Annotated in this window: 23 protein-coding genes; 12 read left to right on the top strand and 11 right to left on the bottom strand. The window is 45.9% G+C overall.

The window, feature by feature from the left end; all coding sequences use genetic code 11:
• Positions 1-233 precede the first annotated feature (233 nt).
• From PAHA3_RS23755 to PAHA3_RS23775, 5 genes are all read right to left on the bottom strand, one after another.
• Entirely contained in the window at positions 234-1349 is a 1116-nt protein-coding gene (locus tag PAHA3_RS23755; RefSeq protein ID WP_062837152.1) for a PAS domain-containing sensor histidine kinase, read from the bottom strand.
• Positions 1342-1992 carry a response regulator gene (locus tag PAHA3_RS23760; RefSeq protein ID WP_017691068.1) on the bottom strand — a complete coding sequence of 217 codons (651 nt, stop codon included), beginning with the start codon at positions 1990-1992 and terminating at the stop codon, positions 1342-1344. The genes PAHA3_RS23755 and PAHA3_RS23760 overlap by 8 nt, the downstream gene beginning before the upstream one ends.
• Positions 1993-2113: 121 nt before the next feature.
• Positions 2114-3112 carry an ABC transporter substrate-binding protein gene (locus PAHA3_RS23765; protein ID WP_062837153.1) on the bottom strand — a complete coding sequence of 333 codons (999 nt, stop codon included), beginning with the start codon at positions 3110-3112 and terminating at the stop codon, positions 2114-2116.
• Between the two features lie 117 nt (positions 3113-3229).
• Positions 3230-4840, bottom strand: coding sequence for an AraC family transcriptional regulator (locus PAHA3_RS23770; protein WP_062837154.1), 1611 nt, complete (start codon positions 4838-4840; stop codon positions 3230-3232).
• A 215-nt stretch (positions 4841-5055) separates the two neighbouring features.
• Complete coding sequence (locus PAHA3_RS23775) at positions 5056-5487, bottom strand: GAF domain-containing protein (protein WP_062837155.1); 432 nt, start codon at positions 5485-5487, stop codon at positions 5056-5058.
• A 374-nt stretch (positions 5488-5861) separates the two neighbouring features.
• Between PAHA3_RS23775 and PAHA3_RS23780 the strand changes: the two genes are divergently transcribed.
• Positions 5862-6638 carry a Crp/Fnr family transcriptional regulator gene (locus tag PAHA3_RS23780; protein ID WP_235599550.1) on the top strand — a complete coding sequence of 259 codons (777 nt, stop codon included), beginning with the start codon at positions 5862-5864 and terminating at the stop codon, positions 6636-6638.
• Between the two features lie 127 nt (positions 6639-6765).
• On the opposite strand, the gene PAHA3_RS23785 is transcribed toward PAHA3_RS23780, so the two are convergent.
• From PAHA3_RS23785 to PAHA3_RS23790, 3 genes are all read right to left on the bottom strand, one after another.
• Positions 6766-7323, bottom strand: a complete 558-nt coding sequence (locus PAHA3_RS23785) for a GNAT family N-acetyltransferase (RefSeq protein ID WP_062837156.1) — start codon at positions 7321-7323, stop codon at positions 6766-6768.
• A 128-nt stretch (positions 7324-7451) separates the two neighbouring features.
• Positions 7452-7607, bottom strand: coding sequence for a hypothetical protein (locus tag PAHA3_RS30615; protein WP_167350941.1), 156 nt, complete (start codon positions 7605-7607; stop codon positions 7452-7454).
• Between the two features lie 153 nt (positions 7608-7760).
• The gene (locus PAHA3_RS23790; protein ID WP_062837157.1) at positions 7761-8054 is read right to left on the bottom strand and encodes a hypothetical protein; all 294 of its coding nucleotides are present in this window, start codon (positions 8052-8054) and stop codon (positions 7761-7763) included.
• A 228-nt stretch (positions 8055-8282) separates the two neighbouring features.
• Between PAHA3_RS23790 and PAHA3_RS23795 the strand changes: the two genes are divergently transcribed.
• The 4 genes from PAHA3_RS23795 (at position 8283) to PAHA3_RS23810 (ending at position 14200) form a co-directional block, all read left to right on the top strand.
• Positions 8283-9797 (top strand): DUF6359 domain-containing protein, encoded by a 1515-nt coding sequence (locus PAHA3_RS23795; RefSeq protein ID WP_235599559.1) that lies wholly within the window; start codon positions 8283-8285, stop codon positions 9795-9797.
• Between the two features lie 223 nt (positions 9798-10020).
• Positions 10021-10647: a sporulation-specific diadenylate cyclase CdaS gene (cdaS, locus tag PAHA3_RS23800; RefSeq protein WP_062837159.1), complete on the top strand. Its 627-nt coding sequence runs from the start codon at positions 10021-10023 to the stop codon at positions 10645-10647.
• Between the two features lie 137 nt (positions 10648-10784).
• A complete protein-coding gene (locus PAHA3_RS23805) occupies positions 10785-11891 on the top strand; it encodes a Glu/Leu/Phe/Val family dehydrogenase (RefSeq protein WP_062837160.1) in 1107 nt (368 codons plus the stop codon).
• 362 nt (positions 11892-12253) lie between these two features.
• Entirely contained in the window at positions 12254-14200 is a 1947-nt protein-coding gene (locus PAHA3_RS23810) for a methyl-accepting chemotaxis protein (protein ID WP_235599551.1), read from the top strand.
• A gap of 156 nt (positions 14201-14356) precedes the next feature.
• Here the strand turns inward: PAHA3_RS23810 and PAHA3_RS23815 are convergent, their stop codons facing one another.
• Positions 14357-15220, bottom strand: coding sequence for a LysR family transcriptional regulator (locus PAHA3_RS23815; protein WP_062837162.1), 864 nt, complete (start codon positions 15218-15220; stop codon positions 14357-14359).
• Between the two features lie 165 nt (positions 15221-15385).
• On the opposite strand from PAHA3_RS23815, the gene PAHA3_RS23820 reads away from it, so the two are divergent.
• Positions 15386-16438 (top strand): oxidoreductase, encoded by a 1053-nt coding sequence (locus PAHA3_RS23820; protein ID WP_235599552.1) that lies wholly within the window; start codon positions 15386-15388, stop codon positions 16436-16438.
• Between the two features lie 126 nt (positions 16439-16564).
• Positions 16565-16933: a VOC family protein gene (locus PAHA3_RS23825; RefSeq protein WP_062837164.1), complete on the top strand. Its 369-nt coding sequence runs from the start codon at positions 16565-16567 to the stop codon at positions 16931-16933.
• A 142-nt stretch (positions 16934-17075) separates the two neighbouring features.
• On the opposite strand, the gene PAHA3_RS23830 is transcribed toward PAHA3_RS23825, so the two are convergent.
• Positions 17076-18284, bottom strand: coding sequence for an MFS transporter (locus PAHA3_RS23830; protein ID WP_062837165.1), 1209 nt, complete (start codon positions 18282-18284; stop codon positions 17076-17078).
• A gap of 283 nt (positions 18285-18567) precedes the next feature.
• Between PAHA3_RS23830 and PAHA3_RS23835 the strand changes: the two genes are divergently transcribed.
• Positions 18568-19146 carry a TetR/AcrR family transcriptional regulator gene (locus PAHA3_RS23835; RefSeq protein ID WP_062837166.1) on the top strand — a complete coding sequence of 193 codons (579 nt, stop codon included), beginning with the start codon at positions 18568-18570 and terminating at the stop codon, positions 19144-19146.
• Between the two features lie 96 nt (positions 19147-19242).
• On the opposite strand, the gene PAHA3_RS23840 is transcribed toward PAHA3_RS23835, so the two are convergent.
• Positions 19243-20367 carry an LLM class flavin-dependent oxidoreductase gene (locus PAHA3_RS23840; RefSeq protein WP_062837167.1) on the bottom strand — a complete coding sequence of 375 codons (1125 nt, stop codon included), beginning with the start codon at positions 20365-20367 and terminating at the stop codon, positions 19243-19245.
• Positions 20368-20631: 264 nt separating this feature from the next.
• Between PAHA3_RS23840 and PAHA3_RS23845 the strand changes: the two genes are divergently transcribed.
• The 4 genes from PAHA3_RS23845 (at position 20632) to PAHA3_RS23855 (ending at position 24519) form a co-directional block, all read left to right on the top strand.
• Positions 20632-22017, top strand: a complete 1386-nt coding sequence (locus PAHA3_RS23845) for a helix-turn-helix transcriptional regulator (protein WP_062837168.1) — start codon at positions 20632-20634, stop codon at positions 22015-22017.
• A gap of 256 nt (positions 22018-22273) precedes the next feature.
• The gene (locus tag PAHA3_RS23850; protein ID WP_062837169.1) at positions 22274-23641 is read left to right on the top strand and encodes a hypothetical protein; all 1368 of its coding nucleotides are present in this window, start codon (positions 22274-22276) and stop codon (positions 23639-23641) included.
• A 142-nt stretch (positions 23642-23783) separates the two neighbouring features.
• Positions 23784-23957 carry an aspartyl-phosphate phosphatase Spo0E family protein gene (locus PAHA3_RS31255; protein ID WP_167350942.1) on the top strand — a complete coding sequence of 58 codons (174 nt, stop codon included), beginning with the start codon at positions 23784-23786 and terminating at the stop codon, positions 23955-23957.
• A gap of 37 nt (positions 23958-23994) precedes the next feature.
• On the top strand, positions 23995-24519 hold the full coding sequence (locus PAHA3_RS23855) for a hypothetical protein (protein ID WP_062837170.1): 525 nt from the start codon (positions 23995-23997) through the stop codon (positions 24517-24519).
• Positions 24520-24682: the final 163 nt, after the last annotated feature.

The raw sequence follows: 24682 nt of genomic DNA on the forward strand, positions 1-24682 counted from the left end.
TGAACAATGAAATTTTACTGAACATACAATGTGTATGTGGCATTCATAGTTTAATGACGAATCGTAACTCAAGTCAATCTATTTATCATGATTATTGAATTTAACCGATTTTGATCTTTCATTTTGTTATTTTGACCAATCGGAAATATAAAAAGGCCACTCGCGTAGTCCAATAGCGAGCAGCCGTTAAATAAGCTAGAGCGAAGCGCAAAGCACGATGCGAAGCATATTCGTTATGCTTGTGCTGTCTTGGGCAGTAAAAGGGTAACGGTGGTCCCTTCGCCAGGCTCGGAAGACACTCTTAACGTTCCTCCTGCACCACGGGCACGCTCTTCCATGCTGAACAATCCAACGCCATTGCCAGCGGTTGCTTCGCTGAATCCAGCCCCCTGGTCTTCAATAATAACCATCGTCATGTCCTCAGCATCTTCGACAGTAACACGTGCCTCGGAAACATCGGCATACTTTGCGACATTCGTTAAGGCTTCCTGAATAATCCGGTATATGGAAATCTCCCGATTCATCTCCAGTCGCTTGCGCAAATTACATTCCAGATCGACTTCGATTCCGTAGTGACGGGTGTAATTCTCAATATACGTCCGAATGGCCGGAACAACACCCAGATCATCCAGAACGGATGGTCTCAGCTCCCATGCCATACCGCGCACATCTTCCATGATGCCCGTGACCTGCTTCCGCAGTGCTTCAACACCCGGTTGAGGCTGGTCTGCCAGCAGTCGGTCCATCTGAATAACCAGAGAGAAGAGACTCTGCCCAATCCCGTCATGCAGTTCACGCGAGATCCGACGTCGTTCCTCTTCCTGAATGTTCATCACTTGGGACATCATCTTCTGTAATTCGGCTTCGACGGATTTCAGCTTGGTGACCTCACTACGTACAGCCAGGTATTGATATGGCTCACCGTCGTTATCGAGGAAAGGCACGATGGTGGTGTTGACCCAATAATAGCTGCCATCTCTGGCGCGATTGCGAATTTCCCCGTTCCAAACCTTACCTGAGGATATCGTGTCCCACAGGTTTTTCATAAAGGTTTTGCCATGGTATCCGGAATTAATGATTCGATGATCTTTACCGATCAGTTCCTCGCGCTCATACTGCGAGATTTCACAGAATTTATCATTCACATATTGGATTTTCCCTTTGCGGTCCGTGAGGGCAACGATAGAGGACTCATCCAGAGCAAATTTCAGATCACTTAGTTGATGAAGGGAACCTTTCAACCGGCTGCGAAATTCGTTATCCGTAATATGATTGTCGATTTCGTTCAGCAGGAGCCGTACGGGCTGGTCTGCGAGTCCACTTAGTCTGTTCTTGCGTGCACTACTCAAAGTTCAGCAACCCCTTTTTCATGGCGAACTTCACAAGTTCGGGTCTTGTACGCAGACCAAGTTTCTCCATCAGATTGCTTTTATGGGATTCGACCGTTTTGACACTGATGATCAGATGTTCGGCGATCTCCTTGTTGGCATAGCCTTTGGCAATCCAGGACAAAATCTCTTTCTCCCGCTCGGATAACGTGTCATACGGTCCGGCGTTTTCCTGTTTGGCTTTGTCCAGGTATTCACTCATCAGCCGCTTGGTTGCACTGGGGTACAGATAGGCGCTACCCTCTGCTACGGAACGAATCGCGGCAAGCAATTCTTCATGCGGCGCACTTTTGAGTATATATCCGGATGCTCCCGCGTGGATGGCGCGGAACAGATATTCTTCATCGTCATGCATGGTTAGTATCAAAATGGAGACATCCGGCATCAATTTCTTCAATTCAGCCGTAGCCGTCAGACCGTCTTTGCCCGGTGGCATGCTGAAATCCATCAAGACCACATCTGGTTTCAACTCTTGAGCCTTGGCAATGGCTTCATCGCCATCTGCGGCATCTCCAACGATATGTATATCATTCTTTCCTTCGAGTAAGGCGATCAGCCCGGAACGCACGACGACATGGTCGTCTACAACTAATAGTTGAATCACATGATTTCCCCCTGTCCGCTTCCTCAGTTCTATCTATATCATAACAAAAAAAGAAGCGATTCAGAGCTTAAATCTCCGAATAGCTTCTTTCTCTCAGCTTGTAGGATAGAAACATTGAACCTTAATGTTCTGTTTGGCCGAAACGTTCCTGAATCATATTGGCAATCTCCTGGACCTGTGCTTCCACGGCAAGAGGATCATAAGGCCAGAACCGTTCCCCATCCAGCTTAAACACTCGATTGTTCTTCACAGCGTCCAGGGATGACCAGACGGGTGATGTTTCATCCAGCGAACCTCCATTGGATAAATCGAGGAAAATATAATCACCTGCATAATCCGCCAGTTTCTCCTCGGATACAGTTACAGTATCTTTATCCTGATCAATCAGTTCCTTTTGCACAATGTCTGGTGCTTTCAGTCCAAGCTGTTGGTAGATGGCTTGTCCACCGCGGTTGACACCATCTCCGTTGATGTACCAATCCTTACCAAAGAGACTGAAGTTGGAAAAGGTTGTACCTTCCTTGACCAGCCCTTGAATGGAGTCCTTGGCTGACTTCACTTTTACTTCGAATTGGGACAACCAGTCTGCAGCTTCCTTTTGTTTGTTTAGGATTTCCCCAAAGGCAGTGATTTCCTCATGCACATTGTCGTATGTACCATAAGGGATGATGAGGGTTGGTGCGATTTTGCGATATTGCTCATTCAGCTTCTCATCCCCACCTACAGTGACGATCAGGTCGGGCTCAAGCGAAAGAATTTTTTCGACTGAACCGCCATCGATACGACCAATGTCTGCTACGCCTTCAATCAGATCAAGCACATAAGGGCTTTCCAGCTCATAATCCGGTGCGCCTACTGGCTTGACGCCAAGTGCGAGAAAATCAGCGAGGTAACCCTGCGTCACAATCCGCTGCGGGTTCTTGGGTATTTCAACGTCTCCATTAACGGTGGATATGATCTGCGTTTCTGCGGTGCTGTCTGCCGTTTGTTCTTCTGTAGTAACAGGTGAGGACGGTTTATTTTCTCTTGTATCATCCGCTTGGCTTGAGCAGCCAATAATTCCAATCACCAGTACCAGGAACATAAGCCCAGTCCACCATTTTGATTTAACCCCTGTCATTCTGCCTCTCCCCAATCAATAATGATTATCTTTCTCAATAAAACCTCCTTAGTATCGTAGCTTTTGGATACAAGTATCGTCCATCTCAAAATGTGACCTCTTGAGCATGGACAATGGTTACCTGTTCTTTTCACCATTCTCCCGAATCAGGATATCTACCATAAGCTGAAGCTGCTTTTCCAGAGCCAGCGCATCATTACACCAGAATTGTTCCAGCTTGAGCGGATATATCCGGCTATTTCCGTTATTCATAATCTTGTTCCAGTATGCTCGTTCCCTGAGTTTGACTTGTGCATCATGATACAGACCACCTTCATGTGAGGAAAGCACGAGAAACATATGGTTTGCCGCATAATCCGTCAATTGATCTTCCTGGATAAACTGATGATTGTGGGATTCCAGAACGTCACGCAGGATATTGGGGGCAGGTGTAAGATTGAGTCCGTAATATACGTTGTATGCCGCTCTGGCGGTTACATTCCAGATACAGATTGTGCCATCTTCCCAGAGTTCATATAACCCAACGGTTTCATCAGGCTGGATTGCAGCACCAAGTCGTTCAGCTTCACTGCTGACCAGTGCGGTGTAATGCTCTATCCAGTCTTCGGCAGCCTGCTCTCGACCTATAATTCGTCCGATGAGCTGAACGGTCTCCAGTCGATTTAACTGGTCCCAGGGCAGGACCATAACCGGAGCAATCTGTTCCAGTTGTTCGAGTTTATGGGGCAAATAGTATAGATAATCTGGCGCAATGATCAGATCAGGTGGTTCAGTTCGGAGGATTTCTTCCACACCATGTTCATCCAAATCCAGCACATCATGCAACTCGTCTTGGATCAGCGGTGACATCGCCCAGGGTAGGAATGAGGCGGCAATGGGTTGAACGCCTAAGGCTAACAGATCTCCTGTGTACTGTACGGTAGCAATTCGTCTAGCGCGGGGCTGTAGTCGGTATTCACTTGGGCTAATCCCAGTAAACTGCTTGAATTTTCGACTTAAGTATAAACCATCGGAGTACCCCACAAGCAGCGCAATTTCATTCAAGGTGGCCTTCGTGGACAACAGATATTGCTTCGTCTTGTCCATACGAACTCGGGTCAAGTGAGCCTGGAAGCTGCGTCCAACCTGTTTTTGAAAGAACCTGGAGAAGTAACTCGCATTAAACCCGGTTAATCTGGCGAGTTCTTCACGGGTGAGATGGCTGTCATAATGATGGTTAATATAGCGAAGTGCTTCACGAATTATACTGTCTACCATCTCTGTAGAAGGTTTAATTGCCAGCTTGAATAATTCAAGCAATTCACTCAGGAGATAATGGGATCTGGCTTCTTCGGTCTGGGCACTTCCTGTCCTCGTTTCGGAAAGCTCCTGGATGATTGCGAGCATTCGCAGAACTTGTGGACTTGCTCCGGTCTTCGAACCATGTGAGGGTAAGTTCACTGATGTAAGCTGATAAACACGCTTGTCAGGACTCTCTTCCGTTAATGCGTAATCCTGAAAACCGATATGATACAAGGTGAAGGAAGAAGGCGGGATATGTATAAGCTCCAGTGAGCACTGGGAATGTAGAAAAAGTAACTGCCCTTTATGTAAAACACCATGTTCATTACCATATCTATAGTTCACCGTCGCTGTGCAGGTAACCAACGAAGGCGTTTTTATGGAAATGGCACTGTTGTGCTGTGTGGATTCCCATGGAATAACACTGGCATTTGTCAGTACAAACATATCTGTGGCCTCCTTAGCTGTATATACTATCTATGAACATATGGATGTATGGACTCGATTATATCAATCTGTGTAAGTGACGTCGATGTATACAGATGAGTGAAGACAGGTGAACAGACTAAGGCTCGCTCCACTGTGAATAACTATAATAAAAAAAGTCTTGGTACTCCCCTAAGGAAATAACAAGACTTCTTCCATATTAAAGACAGATGTCGTTATCCAAACACCTTCGGCTGAAGATGTAGAGCGACTTGCTCCGTCTGCCGGACCATGTCCGGTGAGAAGGTACAAGGCAGTCTGCTGCCAACGAGCAGCACGGCACCAGGCACGCTTCCTTCCTGGAACACAGGTACCGCTATCGCACTTACCAGCCGCTCAGCAAGCATTAACGGGCAGCGACCGGGTGTATGCTCCTCGGTGGATTGTGCATCAGATCGAGCTGTGCGTCCAGTCCGAAGGGCTGTGCCTACCAGATCTTGTCCGGGACGCATTTCCATGCGTTTCACCCGTTCATTACTAGCCCCAGAGGTATACTTCCAGCGCAGCATCGTCCCGTTTAGACAGGCAAGTCCGCAGAAGTCGCTGGATGTGTTCAGGCGCAGGCCGTCGATCATCTCCTGAATGCCAGATGGCAGTTCATCATGCATGAGAGGACACTTCCTTTTTCGGATTATAACGTACGTAAAGTAGAATCAATATCATTAACCTTTGCTAGGATCATCTTAAAGTAAGGGTATTACGATGTTAGTTCTATTGTAGTCCCTTTCTCGTACATTGTAATTCAGGGAAAACCCCTATTTCCGTTCTATAATTTACTGAACATGGACATTGGAGGGTTTCTGAATCAGGTGCACCAAGGGATTGAAGAAATGCGAAGGATGAGGCATATCGGAGAAATGTGACTTTTCTCACAGCAAATTCAGGGAGTTTCTCGCCAAGGATCAGGTAATCCCCCGATAACCCTGAAGCTACTTTCGCGATATGATAGATACATAAGGAATCACCGAGGGGGACGAAGGTTATGGGTACAGTATTTGTAGAAAGAACAACCCAAAGAACAGAGCAGAAACAAACGGAGGCGGGCAAAATGACACGAGAAACAGGCGGAATCCTTTCGTTCGTTACACCTGAGCAATGGGACCTGATTGAAGCGAAAATGCAACCCAAACGGGTGAAGTCGGGGTATAGTCTCTTTCTCGAAGGCGATGAAGCCGGATATCTGTACTACATTCGTTCGGGACGAGTGAAAATGACCAAGTCGACGGAGGATGGCAAGGAAATTATTTTATCCATTCAGCAAAGCGGCGATCTCATCGGTGAATTCGGGGGCATCGGCGGATTGAATCATAGCTACAGTGCAGAGATGGCGGAAAAAGGGGAACTGGCCATTATCTCGCTTAGCGACCTGGAAAGTATACTCAGCAAACATGGCGACCTTGCCTTGAAATTCTTGCAATGGATGGCACTTTCGCAGCGAATCACTCAGTCGAGATTCCGTGATTTGCTGCTCTATGGTAAGGCGGGTGCACTCGCTTCGACTCTGATCCGTGCTAGCAACTCGTATGGCAAGACTACACCGGATGGCATCGTGCTAGACATGAAGCTGAACCATACCGAGCTTGCCGAGATGATCGGAGCGACCCGGGAGAGTGTAACGCGGATGCTGGGGGCATGGAAGGAACAAGGTACGCTGGATATGATGGACGGCAAACTGATGATTCGGGATCTGGCAGCCTTGCGCTGCATGTGCGGATGTCCGACATTCCCAAGCTGCCCGGCAGAGCTGTGCCGATTGTAAGTTAGCTTGTCCGGGTGTTCCGAGGCTTCACCTCCATTGGCGATTGGGGTCGTTACGGAGAGTAAGAAAAAGCTGGCATCCGTATCGGTGGTGTCAGCTTTTTGGTGTGCGCGGAGAATACGAAGAATTACATATGTAACGTTTGGTCTTCATTGGTTGCCCCATATTCACTGGCGAGAATCGAATAGAGCAACGAATCATGAAAGGAACCTTTGTAGAACCAGTGCTCCCGCAGCAGACCTTCACGCTGCATACCAATCTTCTTCATGACATTCTCCGAAGCCGTGTTATGCGGTCGACATTTGGCATAAATCCGGTGAATGCCAAGTTCGTTGAAACCGAAACCCAGTAAAGCACGGGCTGCTTCGGCGGCATAACCTTTCCCCTGGTAAGCAGGGTTGAGGACGTAACCGATCTCTGCATTGGTTTTCTCCATAACGTGAATACCCACTCCCCCAAGGAGAGTCCCGTCACTTTTTAAACATATCGCAAGTTCAAAGCCCTCTCGTGGTTGTGCCTGCTGTGTGTCCAACACAAACTGCACGTATGCCCGTGTATCTTCTTCCGTATTCGGTCCCCATGCTGTATGCTGTGTAACTTCCGTCATGGAGGTATAGGCATGAATTCTCTCCCAGTCGGTCTCCAGAATCTCCCGGATGATCAATCTATCCGTCTCCAATTGCATCGTTGTTCACTCCTTCGTGTTCTGATAACTTAATGTACATTGTACAACAAAAATAGCCCACAACAGATTCAACGAATGAATCGGTCATGAGCCATGATGTGATGTAGATCTATGATGTATGTGGAATGCTATTGTGGTTGTTTACATTGAACTGCGGGATACGTATACGCCAGCTTGCGAATAATTTCCTTTTGCCATTTCGTATCACCCAGATTGGTTGCCAGGTTCAGAAGATCCAAGTAATCGTCAAGCTGCAGGTCAGCCTTTTGCAGAGGTGTATTCATTCGATGTTCGTTCCCCTTTATCTATAAAATCGTAAAATCATATGCAGTAGACAGGTACATAGAGACAAGTTCAAGAATGATAATCATTATCACAGTTATATACTCATTATGCAATGAACGATGGCAAAATGCAATCCCAAGTCCGTAATGAATTCAACTTTTTTCTGAAAAAAGGCTCATCCACAGCACATAGGGGAGGTATACACCCAGATATGCAGCCGGATACAGGAACCAGCCATTCAGCAGGAAATGGTGAATCTCGGTGGTGAATGTGGTCATATGGGCATTGGTCGCATACACATCACCTGCGATGACCGTTGCCGCACTATAAAAGCAGAGCAGCGCAACAATATGGAACAGTCGGGTAACCATCCGAGAACGAAGTGCAACATAAGCCATAATTAGAGGAACAATCAACAAAGGTATTAAAAATATAAGCTTCGTCATAATCTATCATCTACTCCTTCGACATATGTAAGGTATGATCATCAGTATGGGCAAATAGACTCAACTTCTAAACTTTTTCATAAAATTTACAAAAATATAGAGGAATTCATCATATGAACAATTAAATTAAAGGAGGATAACCCATTATCAGGTAATTTGGAGGAGGAGAAAGGGAATATGAAGAAGGCGTTATGGCAGCACTGGATCGGGGCATTCCTGGTCTTTATCATGATGGCAACCGCATTGCTCGGGCCGGGTTCGCAAAGTCCGGTACAAGCTGCAGCACCACTTACGGTATCTCAGGCCATCGCTGCCCAGAGCGGTGGAGGAACGGCAACGGTTGAAGGGATCATTGTTGGACATGCTACCGGCTCGCTTACAGCCAAGTTTACATCTCCGTATGCCAATGATTTTAATGTTCTGATTGCAGATTCAGCATCAGAGCGAACCAACGCCAGATTATTGGATGTACAAGTTCCCGCATCTTTCCGTTCGCAATATGGACTGGCTTCCAATCCGAGTCTTGTAGGTAAAAAGATCATCGTAACCGGAACCTTAGGTGCCTACAACAGCTATGCAGGAGTCAAAAACCCAACGTCCATCGCGCTTTCCTCCGGAACAACCAATCCTGATCCAGAACCGAACCCAGGTACAACACTGCCGGATGGTACTGGCAAGAAAGTATTGTTCGATAATACCCATGCCCAGACAGCAGGTGCTGCCGACTGGATTATTGACGGAGCATTTTCGGATTTTGCCAATGGTCTGCGAAACGCAGGCTTTGCCGTGGATCAGCTGGAACGCAGTATCCCGTATACATTTGGTGAGCAAGCCATCACCTATAATAAATTGAAAGATTACCACGTCTTCGTCATCGGCGAAGCCAACGTGCCGTTCAAGGCGACTGAGCAGGCTGCGCTGGTGCAGTATGTACAGAACGGAGGAAGTATCTTCTTCATCTCCGATCACTATAATGCAGACCGCAACAAAAATCGCTGGGATTCTTCCGAAGTATTCAACGGTTATCGCCGTGGTGCCTTTCTGAATCCAGCCAAAGGCATGTCTTCGGCTGAAGCTGAATCACCTGCCATGCAGGGTGTGATTAGCTCCGATTGGCTGGCGACGAACTTTGGTGTTCGTTTCCGCTACAATGCTCTCGGCGATGTGAACGCATCGGATATCGTTGCACCTGCACAATCCTTCGGCATTACGGCTGGCGTTAATTCTGTAGCCATGCATGCCGGATCGACCATTGCAATTATGGACCCGAACAAGGCCAAAGGCTTGGTGTACGTACCAAGTGGTGTGTCCAAGTGGGGGAATGCCGTGGATCAGGGCGTATACAATGGTGGTGGACGAGCTGAAGGAGCTTATGCTGCCATCGCGAAGATTGGTGCGGGCAAAGCCGCATTTATCGGCGACTCTTCCCCTGTAGAAGACGCTACTCCGAAATATTTGCGTGAAGAGACTGGCGCTACCAAGAAGACTTATGATGGATTCAAAGAAGTGGATGATGCTACTTTCCTCGTGAATACCGTGAAATGGCTCGCAGTCAAAGAGAGCTATACTAGTCTTGCACAAGTGCCAGGACTGACATTGGATACGGCAACAAGCCTGCTTCCTATGGAAGCTCCGTCTGCATCGACCGAGCCACAACTTGAGCCATGGGCTGCACCCGCAGCAGGGTACAAGTGGTATGACCCGACTACATTTAAGGCAGGTTCATACGGGAAAGCTCAATAAGTGAAATAGGTAAACATCAAATCATCATGCGAATAGGGCCTGACCGTGAAGGTTTGCGGACAGGCTCTTTTTTGCTTGCTATACCCGTTACAATCAAGACCTTAATTAGCTCATACAGCCTTGCTGCCATTGCATAAATACCTGCTCCGAAGGGGAAGTTATGGGTACTAATGATGTGGTGCGAGGTACAACAGGTCCAACCCAAAAAAGGAGGCGACGAGGGATGAATCGGCAAGCAGACTGTGACAGTTCTTCGATGAGACAGAAGCTCAAGGCGGACCTCCATCGTGTGGCGGATCGAATGAACCTGACGTTATCCCGGTTTGACAATGACAGTGCCTGTCTGTTGGGACAATTTGCAGAGATTCGAGCGGAGATCAAGCAGATCGAGGTGCTCGCATCTTCGTTTTATCTGGATTGTTATCTGTCACCCTTTACCGAGAAATTTGCCGAATTAACATCGAGCGTACAACATCTATCGGACCGGAGATATGGTGCGCTGATTGTGATTGAACGCGAAATTCCGTTGGAGTCGATCATTCATTCAGGGGTGGCGGTGGATGCGAGAGTGACGCATGCGCTACTGGAATCGCTGTTCATTCCTGGTGCGCCTCTGCATGATGGGGCTGTGCTAATTCGTGGTAATCAGATCGTATCCGCGGGGAATGTGTTGCCATTGTCGCAGGCAGAAGTGCATGAACGAAAGATCGGCACCCGTCATCGGGCGGCATTGGGACTAAGTGAATTGACGGATGCGGTTGTGCTGGTTGTATCTGAGGAGACGGGGCAGGCCTCATTCGCTGTGGACGGTGATTTGCATCCAATTAATGTGGTCGAGATCCTTTCTTAAAATGTGAACCGATGCTTCTCTGACATTGCGATGTGATTTTGCACAAACTGGGTATTCATGGGTACAATAGAGGATGGTAATTAAATAGAGAACACTGCGATTGAATCGCAAAAATGGTTGGAGGAGACGGTTAGCACATGAGTTGGTTTGAAGCAATGGAGCATCACGATTATGAGGAACTGGTTCTGTGCCAGGATCGAAATTCAGGGTTAAAAGCAATTATCGCCATACACGACACAACACTCGGCCCTGCGCTGGGAGGCACACGGATGTGGACTTACGCTTCAGAAGAAGCAGCCATTGAAGATGCCCTGCGCCTTGCCCGTGGTATGACATATAAGAATGCGATATCCGGCCTCAATCTGGGCGGCGGCAAGACCGTTATCATCGGAGATCCGCGGCGTGACAAAAACGAAGCGATGTTTCGAGCTTTTGGCCGATATATTCAAGGATTGAATGGACGTTATATCACGGCTGAAGATGTGGGAACGACGGAAGAAGACATGAACTTGATCTATCAGGAAACTGATTATGTAACAGGCATCTCGGCAAGTTATGGTTCATCCGGGAATCCATCGCCTGCAACGGCTTGGGGTGTATATCGCGGGATCAAAGCAGCAGCCAAAGAAGCATTTGGAACAGATATGCTGGAAGGCAAAACGATAGCGGTCCAAGGTGTGGGCAATGTCGCGATGCATCTATGCAAATATCTGTATGAGGAAGGTGCACGTCTGATCGTTACGGATATCCATAAGGACTCGGTCAAGCAGGCTGTGGATCGCTTCGGCGCGACCGCTGTAGATCCCGCAGACATCACGGGTAAGGATTGTGATATCTATGCACCATGTGCGCTGGGTGGCACGATTAATGACGATACGCTTAAGACGCTCAAGGCAAAGGTAGTAGCGGGCTGTGCTAATAATCAGCTACTGGAGACCCGTCATGGAGATCAACTGTATGATATGGGCATCGTATACGCGCCTGACTACGTCATCAATGCTGGTGGTGTGATCAATATTGCAGATGAGCTGAATGGTTACAACGCGGATCGGGCGTGGAGCAAGATCGGAGAGATCTATACCAATCTGGAGAAAATATTCGAAAGCTCACGTACCGAAGGCATCGCAACTTATGTTGCCGCAGATCGTCTGGCTGAGCGACGGATCGAACAGATGAAGAATACGCGCAGTACATTCCTTCAGAATGGTCATCACGCTTTGAGTTCCCGGAGATTGCGTAAGTAAGCTTCATCCATATTCATCGTATAATCTGAAAACTGTCTGTTAGATAACGGCAACATCCATTCCAGAGATGGATCGTGTCGATCTGACAGGCAGTTTTTTTATGCTTTCAGAATATAAAAACAGAAAAACAGTGGCAATTTTTATCTAATACATCAATTCTAATATTGTTTTTTCCGATAAAGTAAATACATCGATCAGATGGAGATGGTTCAGGGAAGTGGGGAGAAATGGAAATGGGGAAAACGGGGGAAAAGCAAGGGATAGGGTATAGGATCAAAAATGTGTCGCTTAAAATTAAGCTACCAATTATGCTTAGCTTTCTGGTAATTGTGGTGCTGATCGGGACCACGGCCACGAGTTACATGATTTCATCTGATGTTGTGGTCAGGAAAAGCAAGGATGAGATTAACGTGTTGGCTGACCGCCTTGGGGAAGGGCTCTGGACAGCGATGCAACTTCAGCAACAATTGAGTCATGCCATATCCGTACATAGTACTTTCAAAGAACTCTTGGATTTGCGTAATACCAATGAAATGACAGATGAGACCTTCTTCACAGATGAGAATCCATACTTCAATAGAGCGAATACGATTCTTACCGACAGTATATCTGACACGATCGGCACCAAGCCGGACCTATTCGTGTTTGATAAGGAAGGAATCATGGTGGCGGGAACCATGCCGGAAGTGATTGGGCAGTCACGGGGAGATCGGGAATACTTCAAGGAGTCTATCCAAGGGAAATCCTTCATCAGTGATGCCGTCGTCTCAAAGACTAGCAAGAAGCTAATTATTGCATTCTCGGAGCCCATCATCGATGATGAGGGGAATATACTGGGTGTGTTCGCCATGTCGGTGGATAGCAACTTTTTCCTGGGGCAACTCGGAGACATTAAGATCAATGGTCAAGGCAAAGTTGAAGTGCTGAGCCGGAGCGGCATCATTATGTATGATTCAATAGACCCTTCCGTTGTGGGACAAACGCTGGAAGAGGATAAAGACGCGATGGGAATTATCGAAGCCAGAGCCACCGACAAAGTGAAAATCACTTCGATGGATCGAGACGGTACCTACTATCGTATTAATCAGATTCCGGGTGCAGATCTCTCTGTGGTGATTATTGACGATTATGATGATATAAGACGCCCGGTGGAGGATATGTTCAAACAGATGCTGGTCGTTACTGCAATCGGAATCATGCTGGCAATCTTTGTTGGGTTGCTCATATCTCGTAATATAACGAAACCAGTCATTCGCCTTACAGGTCTGTTCAAGCAACTTGCCGAAGGGAATCTGACCGTAAAAGCAGACGGCAAGTATAACAGCGAATTCAAGGATCTGGCTGAGAGTTTCAATGGCATGGTGGAGAAAAACAGGATCCTGATTACCGATATGAATAGTTCGATTCATGTCCTTCAGGCCAGCACGCAGGAGCTGGAGGAGACATCCAGACAGACGGCCAGATCCATTGATGAAACATCGGCGACGTCCATGGGGATCGCGAAGGCGATGGAGGCCCAATCGGAAGATACGGAGCAGATTGCAGGCAAATTCAACAGCTTCGGCGATAAAGTGGCTGCCATGAACAGCAGTGCACAGGATGTGAAGGCAAGAGCGGATGAGATCGAAAATGTATTTCACAACGGGAATGAAGTTGTCAATGAACTGATGCGTATCAATGAGGTGAACGAACGGGAAGTGGAGAAAATCTCTGAGATTACCGTCAAACTTCAAACCAGTTCGGGCAGTATTAGTCAGATCACGGAAGCCATCAGCCAGATCGCTAAGCAGACGAACCTGCTTGCATTGAATGCTTCAATTGAAGCATCACGGGCTGGAGAGCATGGCAGAGGATTTGCGGTAGTGGCCGAAGAGATCCGCAACCTGGCAGAGCAGAGTTCCCGCCAGTCCAAGGAAATCTCTAGCATTATCGAACAGAACCTGGCCGATGTCGCCGAGAACAACCAAAGTGTTGCGGAAATTCACACGATCTCGTCCAGGCAGGATGAGCTTGTCATTCAGACCCGTCAGGCGTTTGATGTGATTTTGGAGAAGGTGACGGTCATTAATCAACAGATCGCCACGATGGCAGGACAGATGCAAGAGATGTTGCAGAACAAGGACGACGTACTGGAGTCAGCACATAGCTTGTCGGCTTCAGGAGAGCAGGTATCTGCATCGGTTGAAGAGGTAACGGCAACCATGATGGAGCAGTCTTCGACGGTACAGCAGTTGGCGAACATGGTCGATACGATCGATCAATTGACGCAAAAGCTGGCCGAATCGGCCGCAAGATTCAAGGTGGAGTAAGCGCTAGTTGAATATGATATAGAGGGAAAAAATAACGCAAAAAAAACACTCTTCGGAGTGTTTTTTTTGTTTTGCAACCAGCACCCCTGTCCCCATCTAAGTAATGCGTAAGAAGGCAATGTTCCGTGTGATGGTGTTGTGGTATAGGTTGCACTCTTAAAACGTAATGCACTTCTGATTCAGCAGCTTCATGAATTGGTCCAGCGCACTGCTGACATAACGATCCTCACCGCGGACAAAGGTTGTCGTGGTATGTGTAAAACGATCTGCCAGATCGAATACGGAGAAATCATTCGGTTTCTTGTGAATAACGCTGCACGGCATAATGGTAAAAGCAATTCCAGACTCCACACAGCTAAGCAGGTTTTCCATCGTACTAACTTCAATGATATTACGGGCGGACAGCCCCTCTTCCTGCAAAAATTCTTCGGTCATTTCACGATACGGGCAGCCCTCGGGGAAAACAACCCACGATACTTGGCACAGGCTTTCGGGTGGTGCGTCTGTCTTTTTGGAGATGATATGAACGGTGTCCTGCATCTCGTATTCCACCTTCAAACCTTCTTTCACACAAGCCCCGCTAATAAAAGCACCATCAATCTCATAGTCCTGTATTTTCTTGCGCAGTACTTTGGGTGAAGTGGCGTTGACGAGTGAGATGGATACCTTCGGATAGGTTATTTGATACTCATTCAGAATCTCCATAAAGCGGCTGGATGCCGCCGTTTCCACAATGCCGATTTTCAGCGTGCCAGAAGGCTCCCCGGGATCGGTCATATCCTGCTTCAGATCGTGCAAAAGGTTGTGAATGCGCGTGGCGTACTCAACAAACTGTTCTCCTTTGGAGGTCAGCACAACGCCTTTGGGAAATCGGTTGAACAGCTGTATCTGATATTCCTGCTCCAGTTTTTTGATGCGTGTGGTGACATTGGATTGCGCGTAATTCAGTTCTTTGGCGGCCTGTGAGATTTTGCCTGAACGTGCCACCGCGAGAACAATATCGATATCGGAAAGTTCCATGCTATGTCCTCCTGAACGTGGATTAACTTCAATTGCTTCTGCAAATTCTGATGTTAGGTATCTCTATGAGAGATACATCTATATATTTCAATCATTTTACGATATATCAGAGCCGCCTTACAATATTCATAATGACGAAGAGAGTAGGGATATGACATGGATAACATGAATACACGTTCAACATTATTAAGCCCGGTGACGATTCATCAGTGGCAATTAAGGAACCGAATGGTGATGGCGCCGTTGACCCGAGGATTTGCTGATGATCAGGAGGGGACCGTGACGGATGAGATGGTGGCGTATTATGAGCAGCGTGCGCGAGATGGCGTGGGGCTGATCATTACCGAGGGCATTAACCCGAATCTGGCAGGCAAAGGAACTTACGGCATCCCTGGTTTATATACAGATGAACAGACGATTTCATGGAAAAGGGTGACGGATGCTGTTCACAGCCATGGCGGCACGATTATTGCTCAACTATGGCATGTGGGCAGGTTGTCCCACTCCGATCTAATCGGAACGACTCCATTGGCACCCACCAGCCTTGCGGCAGAGGGAAGAGTTCATAAGCTTCATAAGCTGTATCAGGTTCCTAAAGCGATGAGTGCACAGGATATAGCGGATACTATTGAGCATTTTCAGACGGCCGCCCGCAATGCGGTTCTGGCAGGGTTCGACGGGATCGAGCTGCATGCTGCGCATGGGTATCTGATCGACCAGTTTATCAATGAGAAGACCAACCACAGAACAGATGAATATGGAGGCGACACTGCGGGTAGATTGCGGTTCCTGCGAGATATTATTGTGGCTGTGAAAAAAGAGATCCGTGTGGATCGCATATCGGTACGATTCTCTGAGAAAAAGGATGATGATGCATCCTATGCATGGGCAGACAAAGCTGGAATGATCGATGCATATCTGAATTTGTTCCGCGAGACGGGAATTACGATCTTGCATCCCTCAACAGATCAATATACGAAAGCGTGGGAAGGGGAGCAGTCCTTTCACGAGCGGATTCGAAGTCTGTGGGACGGAATCATCATTGGTGTGGGGGATTTGGATGTTCAGACTGCGGAGCACGCTATTGGCAAGGGAAGTATAGATCTGGCTGCATTCGGCAGACCATTTATTGCAAATCCCGATCTGGTGCAGAAATTGCATGCCGGTAAGCAATTGGTCGAGTATGATGCGACTACGCATCTGAACGTGTTGGTGTAAAAAATAAAACCGAGTAAGAGAAGAAATCGAAAAAATTGAAAAAAAGAAAGAACACTACTGACATACTGTTGGCAAGAGCGGCCTTGTATGATTTAGATATACAAATACGAAGGAGGACATTACATTATGTCAGCAATTGGACCGGATTTCATTTCACTTCAGGTTAGCAATCTTGAAAGCTCTGCCGAATTTTATCAAAACTATCTCGGACTGGTACGCTCACAGGCGGGACCACCTCATGCTGTGGTCTTTGAAACAAAACCTATTGCATTTGCTCTGCGTGACCTATTGCCAGGAACAGAACTCGGTTCAGGTGCTCAGCCAGGACTTGGTGTCGCTCTGTGGCTGCATGCTCCTGATACGCAAGACATCCACGACAAGCTTGTTGCAGCAGGTGTAAAGATTACATCTGCCCCAATAGATGGGCCATTCGGGCGAACCTTTACATTTGCCGACCCAGATGGGTACCAAGTTACCCTTCACAGTAAAGCCTAATACGCAAATGTATCCATCTTAATCATAGTGATAACTTCCTGTCACAGGGAAGCCAAGTGGGTATTACAACAGTAAGGGCAGAGCTAATCTTGATGATTAGCTCTGCCCTTACTCCGTTATTCGAATGAACGATATATTCATTCTATTCATTGCTGACGATTACGGCTTTCTTTTCCGTAAAGTAATACACCAAAGCGAGCAGCGGCATGATTAGGCCAATCAGCGATGTGAGACTCCAACCTCCGTTAGCATAAGACCAGCTTCCAAGAGATGACCCAATAGCTCCGCCGACAAAAAAGATCGACATGAATATGCCATTCACGCGCCCTCTCGCTTCACTTCCTAACGAGTAGATAATGCGTTGACCTAGCACCAGATTTCCTGAGACAGCCATATCCAGTGTGATCGCCACGATCACAAGCAGAATCAATGCAAACGTGGAGTGGCTCTGGAACACATATGCAAGACCGAACGAAGCAGCAGCGATCACCATGGCAACACCCGTCAGAATACGCGTTAGCCCGCGATCAGCCAGTCTTCCGGCAATGGGAGCGGCAATAGCACCTCCGACACCAGCCAGAGCGAACCAGGCAATGCCTTGCTGTGACATGCCAAAATCGTTAGCCAGTCTCAGCGGAACCGTGGTCCAGAACAAGCTGAAAGCACCAAACAGACTGGCCTGATAGAACGCCCGGCGGCGCAGCAGAGGCATCGTTCTGAACAGTGTGCCCAAGGACACGATTAATTGACCGTATTTTAAGGTGGGTTCAGGCTGGCGAGCAGGAAGAGCACGTGACAGAAGTAGCATTAGAAGTGCTATAACAATGGCGGAGAATACAAAGACTGTCTGCCATCCGAAGAGACTGGTGATAAAGCTTGCGACAGGACGAGCCAGCATGATGCCCAGCAACAGACCACTCATTACATTGCCAACAACCCGTCCGCGTTGTTCCTCGGATGTAAGATATGTCGCATAGGGCACCAGAATCTGAGCGACAACAGAACCTATGCCAATGAATAGAGAGGCAGTCAGAAATACAACAGCCGTGGGCGATAAAGCCGCAGCAATCAGGGCAACGACCAGTACGCTGAGGAAAAGCACGACCAGGCGTCGATTCTCAGTAATGTCACTGAGCGGCACGATGAATAACAAACCAATGACATAGCCAATCTGTGTTAACGTCACAATCAATCCGGCAGCGGCAGAAGACAGACCCGTTGTAATACTAATCGGTCCGATAACGGTCTGAGCATAATACAGATTTGCCACAATCAATCCACAAGCTGAGGCCAGCAAAAAAATAATCCAGGTGGGCACAGGTGCCTGCTTCACTTGTTGTCTCATATCCATCGTAATCATCCTCCACAGTTATAAATTGATATTCCCTATAAACAGTTCATAATAAAATCGTTAATTACTAAACGATGTGTTCACTAATTACAAACATATAATAAACTAAACGTATAGTATTGTAAATAGACACTACATATTTCTGAAGAAAATTTAAATGAAAACGAAAAGGTAGCGGAGGATGGAATTGTGTGTACTTATCGCAGTTTAGTATAATGAACGTATCGTTTTTATGAATATTACTGATGATGCTATATATGATTTGCATCCAGGAGGGCTTAAAATGACTGCCAAAAGAGGACGTCCGCGTAACATGGAAACCCAGAATGCCATTCTTACAGCATCGTATGAGTTGTTGTTGGAGCACGGCTTCGGGACAGTTACGATTGAAAAAATTGCTGAACGTGCACAGGTGAGCAAAGCCACCATCTACAAGTGGTGGCCGAACAAAGGCGCCGTCATCATGGACGGATATATGTCTGCTGCAACGGCAAGATTGCCAGTACCAGATACAGGCTCGGTATTGGAAGATATACGCATACATGCGAGTAATCTGGTTCGTTTTTTGACCAGTCGGGAAGGAAAGGTGATTACGCAGATTATTGGAGAAGGGCAGTCGGATGAAGGGCTTGCCGAAGAGTACCGTACACGATACATCCAACCACGTCGGCGTGAAGCTCGGGGAATTCTGGAGAAGGGTGTAGAGCGCGGCGAATTGAAGAGTGGGATAGACATTGGATTGTACATTGATCTGATCTACGGGCCGGTGTTCTATCGCATGTTAGTGACGGGTGAAGCGATGGATGATGCGTTTGTAGATGTGTTGCTCCGTTCTTTGTTTGAAGGCATTCAGTCCAAGTAGGTATAGGGAGAGCGACGAAACAAGTGGGAGGAAGAGGGAAGAGGGCGATTCGTAGGAATCACCCTGGAAGGAACTCGTGTATATTGTACGGGGCAACTAAACCTGGAATATAGGTGAGATGGCTGTGGGCCATGAATCTGTAGCATTAGAGGAAAGGAAGGATGAGTGCTGGGTTAACACCGGGGGTTCATTCCATACCGAACTGGGCAGTTCTCGGCGTAATACAGGGGCCACTTCCTTGGCAAAACGCTCCACTTGCTCCAGCTGCTCGCTATGCGTCAGTCCATCTACGCTGATACTCAGCACCTGATGTCCGTAAGCGGCATGATAGTCCAGAATTTTCTCAATGACCTGCTCCGGACTACCGATCAACGCGGGCCCTCGTGCGATGTTGTCCTCCAGATCGGTGAAGGGAGACTGGTTATGCTGTGCGGCGGCGGTGGCATGGAACGCTTCATAATACGGCTTATATCGTCGGATGGCTTCTTCACCGGTATCGGCAAGGTAGAGACTGCCGGCACCGGAGCCAATCACTGCCTGCTGCGGATCATGACCATAATAATCGAGGCGCTCCCGATAGTGATCAATTAACGCTTTGTATTTGGCCTGAGGGTGAAAAGAGTTCGACGTGAAGAGCGGCTCGCCATATTTGGCAGCGAGTTCGGTCGAGACCGTGCTGGACGCGCTACCGTGCCAGATCGGGATGGATTGCTGAAGCGGCCTTGGCCACGTGGTCACTCCCTCAAGCGGAGGGCGATACGTTCCCTGCCAGGTTACATTTTCTTCAGACCACAGCCGTCTTAGCAGATGATAGCGTTCATCTAGTGAATCCCATTGTTGCTCTTCGCTTATGCCGAACAGCGGATAGTGCCGAGGGTCATTGCCTTTCCCGATGATCATCTCCAGCCGTCCGCCCGATAATTGATCCAGCGTGGCATAATCCTCGGCAACCCGGACCGGATCAAGTATACTAAGAACAGTGACGGTGGTTAGTAACCGGATGCGTGTGGTTGCTGCGGCTATTGCGGTTAATACGACAGGTGGCGAGGAAGATAGAAAAGGCGCGCCGTGTCGTTCACCGATTCCATAGGCATCGAATCCCAGTCGTTCAGCCAGCTTCGCTTGCTCTAATATATTGTGGAATTTCTGTTGAGTCGTCAGAGCTTCCCCGGTTACTGCATTAGGCAGATTCATCATGAGACTAAACAAGGCAAATTTCATCTGACCTTCTCCTTGAACTGAATTGATAATATCTGTGTCGTATAATCCTATTGAAATAGTAGGATATGTAAGTTGGATTAAATGTATCACGTTCTCACGGATTCTTCTAATGGATTTTTTCTATAAGCAGGGATATTCAGGCTTCCTTGCATATATGTGAAGGAAATTGCCACGATTTTTATTGACCGCTGTAAAATTTAGGATTAAAATTGTGCTTATCATATAAATTCAAAATTATGGATTTTCATTGTGGAGGTGGGATACATGGAACCTACAACTACGATACGCTCATATATTGAGGACTACATCAGGAAACAGGGATATACCCTGCAGTATTTTGCCGATATATCGGGAGTTAACGCTGGAACGCTTAGTGCGATTATTAAGGGAACTCGGCCCATCGCTATGGCTCAACTGGATTTGATTACCCAAGGCATGAAGCTGGAAGAGGGGTATTTCTACGAGGTCTATGGGGCTGAATGTTTCGTGGAATCGGCACCCCATTGGAGAAGACTGGAGCCGTTCCTGCAGCGCTGTGCTGAATTGGACAAGCTGGAATGTATTCAGAAGGTTATCCAGCAAGTGACGGATGATCGCTCGTATATCTCGGAGTTGTTCGAGATGGCGGAAGGCATGCTTGAGCGTGGACAGACGAAGGCTGCACGGATGTTGTACGAATGTGTGGCGGAATGTGAGAAATACCAGCACTCGGAACGTCTGGCTCTGTGTCAGTATCGCATCTTTACGCTATCTCTCGGTCAGGACCAGCATGAGAATCTTCGTGCGGCCGTACATTTCGAACCGTATATTAATCGGCTGGATGAGGAACGGCAACTGGATGCGATAAAAGACCTGGCGAATACATACTTGGCTCTAAGATACTGGGACAAGGTATTCACTTTGGCTGAAGATCTAGAGCAGAAGACTAAAATTTTGCAATCCTACACAAAGAAAAAAACGGATAAAAGTGATCGGATAACGGCATATCCTTTGTTTGTATATAGAGCATATTCAAATTTGCTGAAGTCTTCCGCATGTGAGAGACAAGGACGCTACGAAGAAGCTCTACAATATACAGAGCTCTACGCCAGTCTTACAAAAATTGCTGAACCGGATGAAGAAGATCAGATTTATATTGATAAATTCGAGGGTTGGACGGAAGCAAATAGCTATCTATATAAGTTAATGATGGGCGATCAAGGTGTTTTGCCGGCTTACGTGAATTATATAGAGCAAAATGAAATGGAATTGCTGCCAGCAATGATAAATATTTTGGAGGCGGCTAATAAATTTGATCATAATATTGATGATATCATTTACAAGTTCAGCGATCAGATTAATTCAGAAGTTACGCGATTAAAGGGATATACTGAACAGGTGGAATTAGATATGTACATCACGTTCTTACTTGAACGCACTATCTATCATCTCAACCGTTGTGAGTATCCAGAAGGTATGAGGCAGCTGATGAATTGTTTGGAAGAAGCCGTCAAAATAAAAAATCAAACAGACATTATCCATTGTGTAGCGTTATATGAGAGATATAGAAATATAGCAAATGCTGAAATTGAGCATCAGTATAAATTAATAATGATGGAGGTTCAGAGCTATTATGATAAAAAAGAAAATCCTGCATTTAATCTTGCTTAGCTTTATTGTTATTAACGTTAGTCAATTGGTTACTTTCGACGATGTGTCACCTATTCAAGCATTATTCCACGTGCATGGAGGCGGCGGTCTGTAGTTATTAAATCAGAAATTTGTTGGTTGCTATAAACTTACTTCCTGAAAGGGGAGTGAGTTTTTTGTTATGTGGAGATTGACCACTGTAAAACACAAGATTAGAATTACATTTATTATAATTTATTGAATAATTAATTCATTTTGGTTGATGGAGGTGGGAGAATTGAAACTTGCACCTACGATACGCACATATATTGAGAATCACATGAGGGAACATGGATTTAAATTGCAGCAATTCTCTGATATTACTGGTGTTAACGTTGGAACCTTGAGTGCTATTCTTAAAGGTAGCAGACCAATGGCAGTGAGTCAGCTAGATCAGATCACTGCAGGTATGGGATTGGAAAAGGGTTACTTCTATGAAATGTACAGTGTGGAGTTCTTTATTGAAGCGGCTCCGCATTGGAGACGTTTAAAGCCTTTCCTTCATTGTTGTGCTGAGTTTAATAAGTTAGCTTGCATTCAAAAGGTTGTCATTCAAGTTACGGATGATCGCTCCTACATTTCAGAATTATTTGAGATGGCCGAAGAATTTAATAAGAATGGGCTGAGTGAAGCTGCACTTATTTTATATGAATGTGTGGCAGAGGGAGAAAAATATCAGCATTCGGAGCGGTTGGCTTTATGTCAGTACCGTATTTTTTTGCTCCATAAAACCATTAAACAATTCGATAATCTAAGTGCAGCGATAAAATTTGAGCCATATATTGAGAAGCTCGATGAAGAGATACAATTGGATGCAATCAAGGACCTAGCAAATGTTTATAACACAATACATCATTGGGATAAAGTTGATAAATTGGCGGATGCACTGGAACGGAAAGTTGATTTTCAGCTCGAACTTCAATCTCGAAGACGGAAAAATATAAAGAGGGTTGCCTTTTATCCCATATTCACATATAAAGCGTACGCAAATTTATTAAAGGCGAGTGTATGTGAAGCACGAAAGGAATTTGAAAAGGCGCTGGAATACACAGATATTTATGCAAAAGTTGTTGAAGTTTCTAACCCGACTGAGGAAGAACAGATATTAATAGATCGTTTCAAAGGATGGGCAGAAGGAAATCGATATTTATATCGCTTAAGTAGTGGAAAGCATGAGGTTATTGAATATTATTTAGATTACCTTGAATCCAATCCTCACGAAATCTTAATAGCATTCGTAAATATTGTTCAGTCAGCTAATCAACATTTGCTTAATATTGATTTTGCATTGGATAGATTTGATTCGTATATTACAGATTTTAATACGGAGAGACATTTAGAAGGAACCTACAACCAGCAAATGTTAAATCATAGGTATATACGCTTTTATTATGAGTTAGCGAAGTACAGGCTCCACCAGCAAAAGTATATGATGGGTATTGAAGCTTTGCTGACAAGTTTGGAACTGGCTTCAAGTAGTAGAGATGACCTTATGTCTATTAAATTAATTGATCTTTATGGGAAATTTAGAAGCCAAGCAACTATTGAGCAGGAAGAACTGTACACTGGATTATTAACAAACCGAAGTATAGAAAACTATATATAAAATACTACTCTACAAAGAATATAAGCTCGTGCAATGCACTTAAACATGTTGCTTAAGGTGAGATTTAGATTTTTGCAAAGTATTCGATTATCCATTGTTTAGAGAATGTACCCTAGAATAGGTTGAAAAAGGGGTGCATGCTGTGAGTGAACTGATACAGATCAGAGACCAAATAGAACAAAGTAAACAATATCTTAGTCTCTTGGCAGAGCAACATGGCATGCAGGACTATAAAGTTCTTCAACAGTCTAGGGTTCTAGATGAACTGATTAATAGATATATTCGACTTGCTAAGAATAATTTAAAAAGAAAGTAGCTTGTTAAATTTTCCATAACGAAAAGAGGATTCTCCATTGCAGATTGATATACAAAAGCTTTATGACAAATATATAACGTTAAACATTCCTAATCCATTCACTTTAGAGCAGATCCATGATCGACTAACACAGAAATACTACGCTGAGAAGGTCGATTTAGAAGAGTTTTCTGACTTGCGTAACGACCCTTATGCCGGATTCGATCAGGCGGTTGCAGCTTATGTATTTAAGGATGAGAGGGGAACTAAGCAATTAATTAGCCTGAACAAGGATGAAGATATCCATGAGCCACTAGAATTTGCATGGATAATTGAATCTACTGTGCGAGGATTTTCTCTTGTATTAAATCTTGAAATCGACGTATTTTATGGGATGGAAGAGAGTGAGATGACTCTTGGTAATCAACGTTTTGAGGAATATCTGATCCTACTCTATTTAACAGGTTACATTGAGTTTGAAAATGATTACTTCATAAATCCTTTGCGTGCTCGTTATCGAGAGGGATACAGACTTCGTTATTTTGGCATGCAGAACGGTGATGATAACTATCTATATGAATAGATTACTTTCTGATAAAGTTATTAACTTTTTGGAGAGAAAGGTACCAAAAACACGTGGGGAAAAAATGATAATATATGCATTGCTCACTTTGGTGTCAATTGATTTGAGCTTTCTCGAATACGATATGTAGACATGCTATAAATGTCTATGCCCCACATCTTGT

The organism is Paenibacillus amylolyticus (assembly GCF_001570725.1).
Taxonomy (GTDB): Bacteria; Bacillota; Bacilli; order Paenibacillales; family Paenibacillaceae; genus Paenibacillus; species Paenibacillus amylolyticus_A.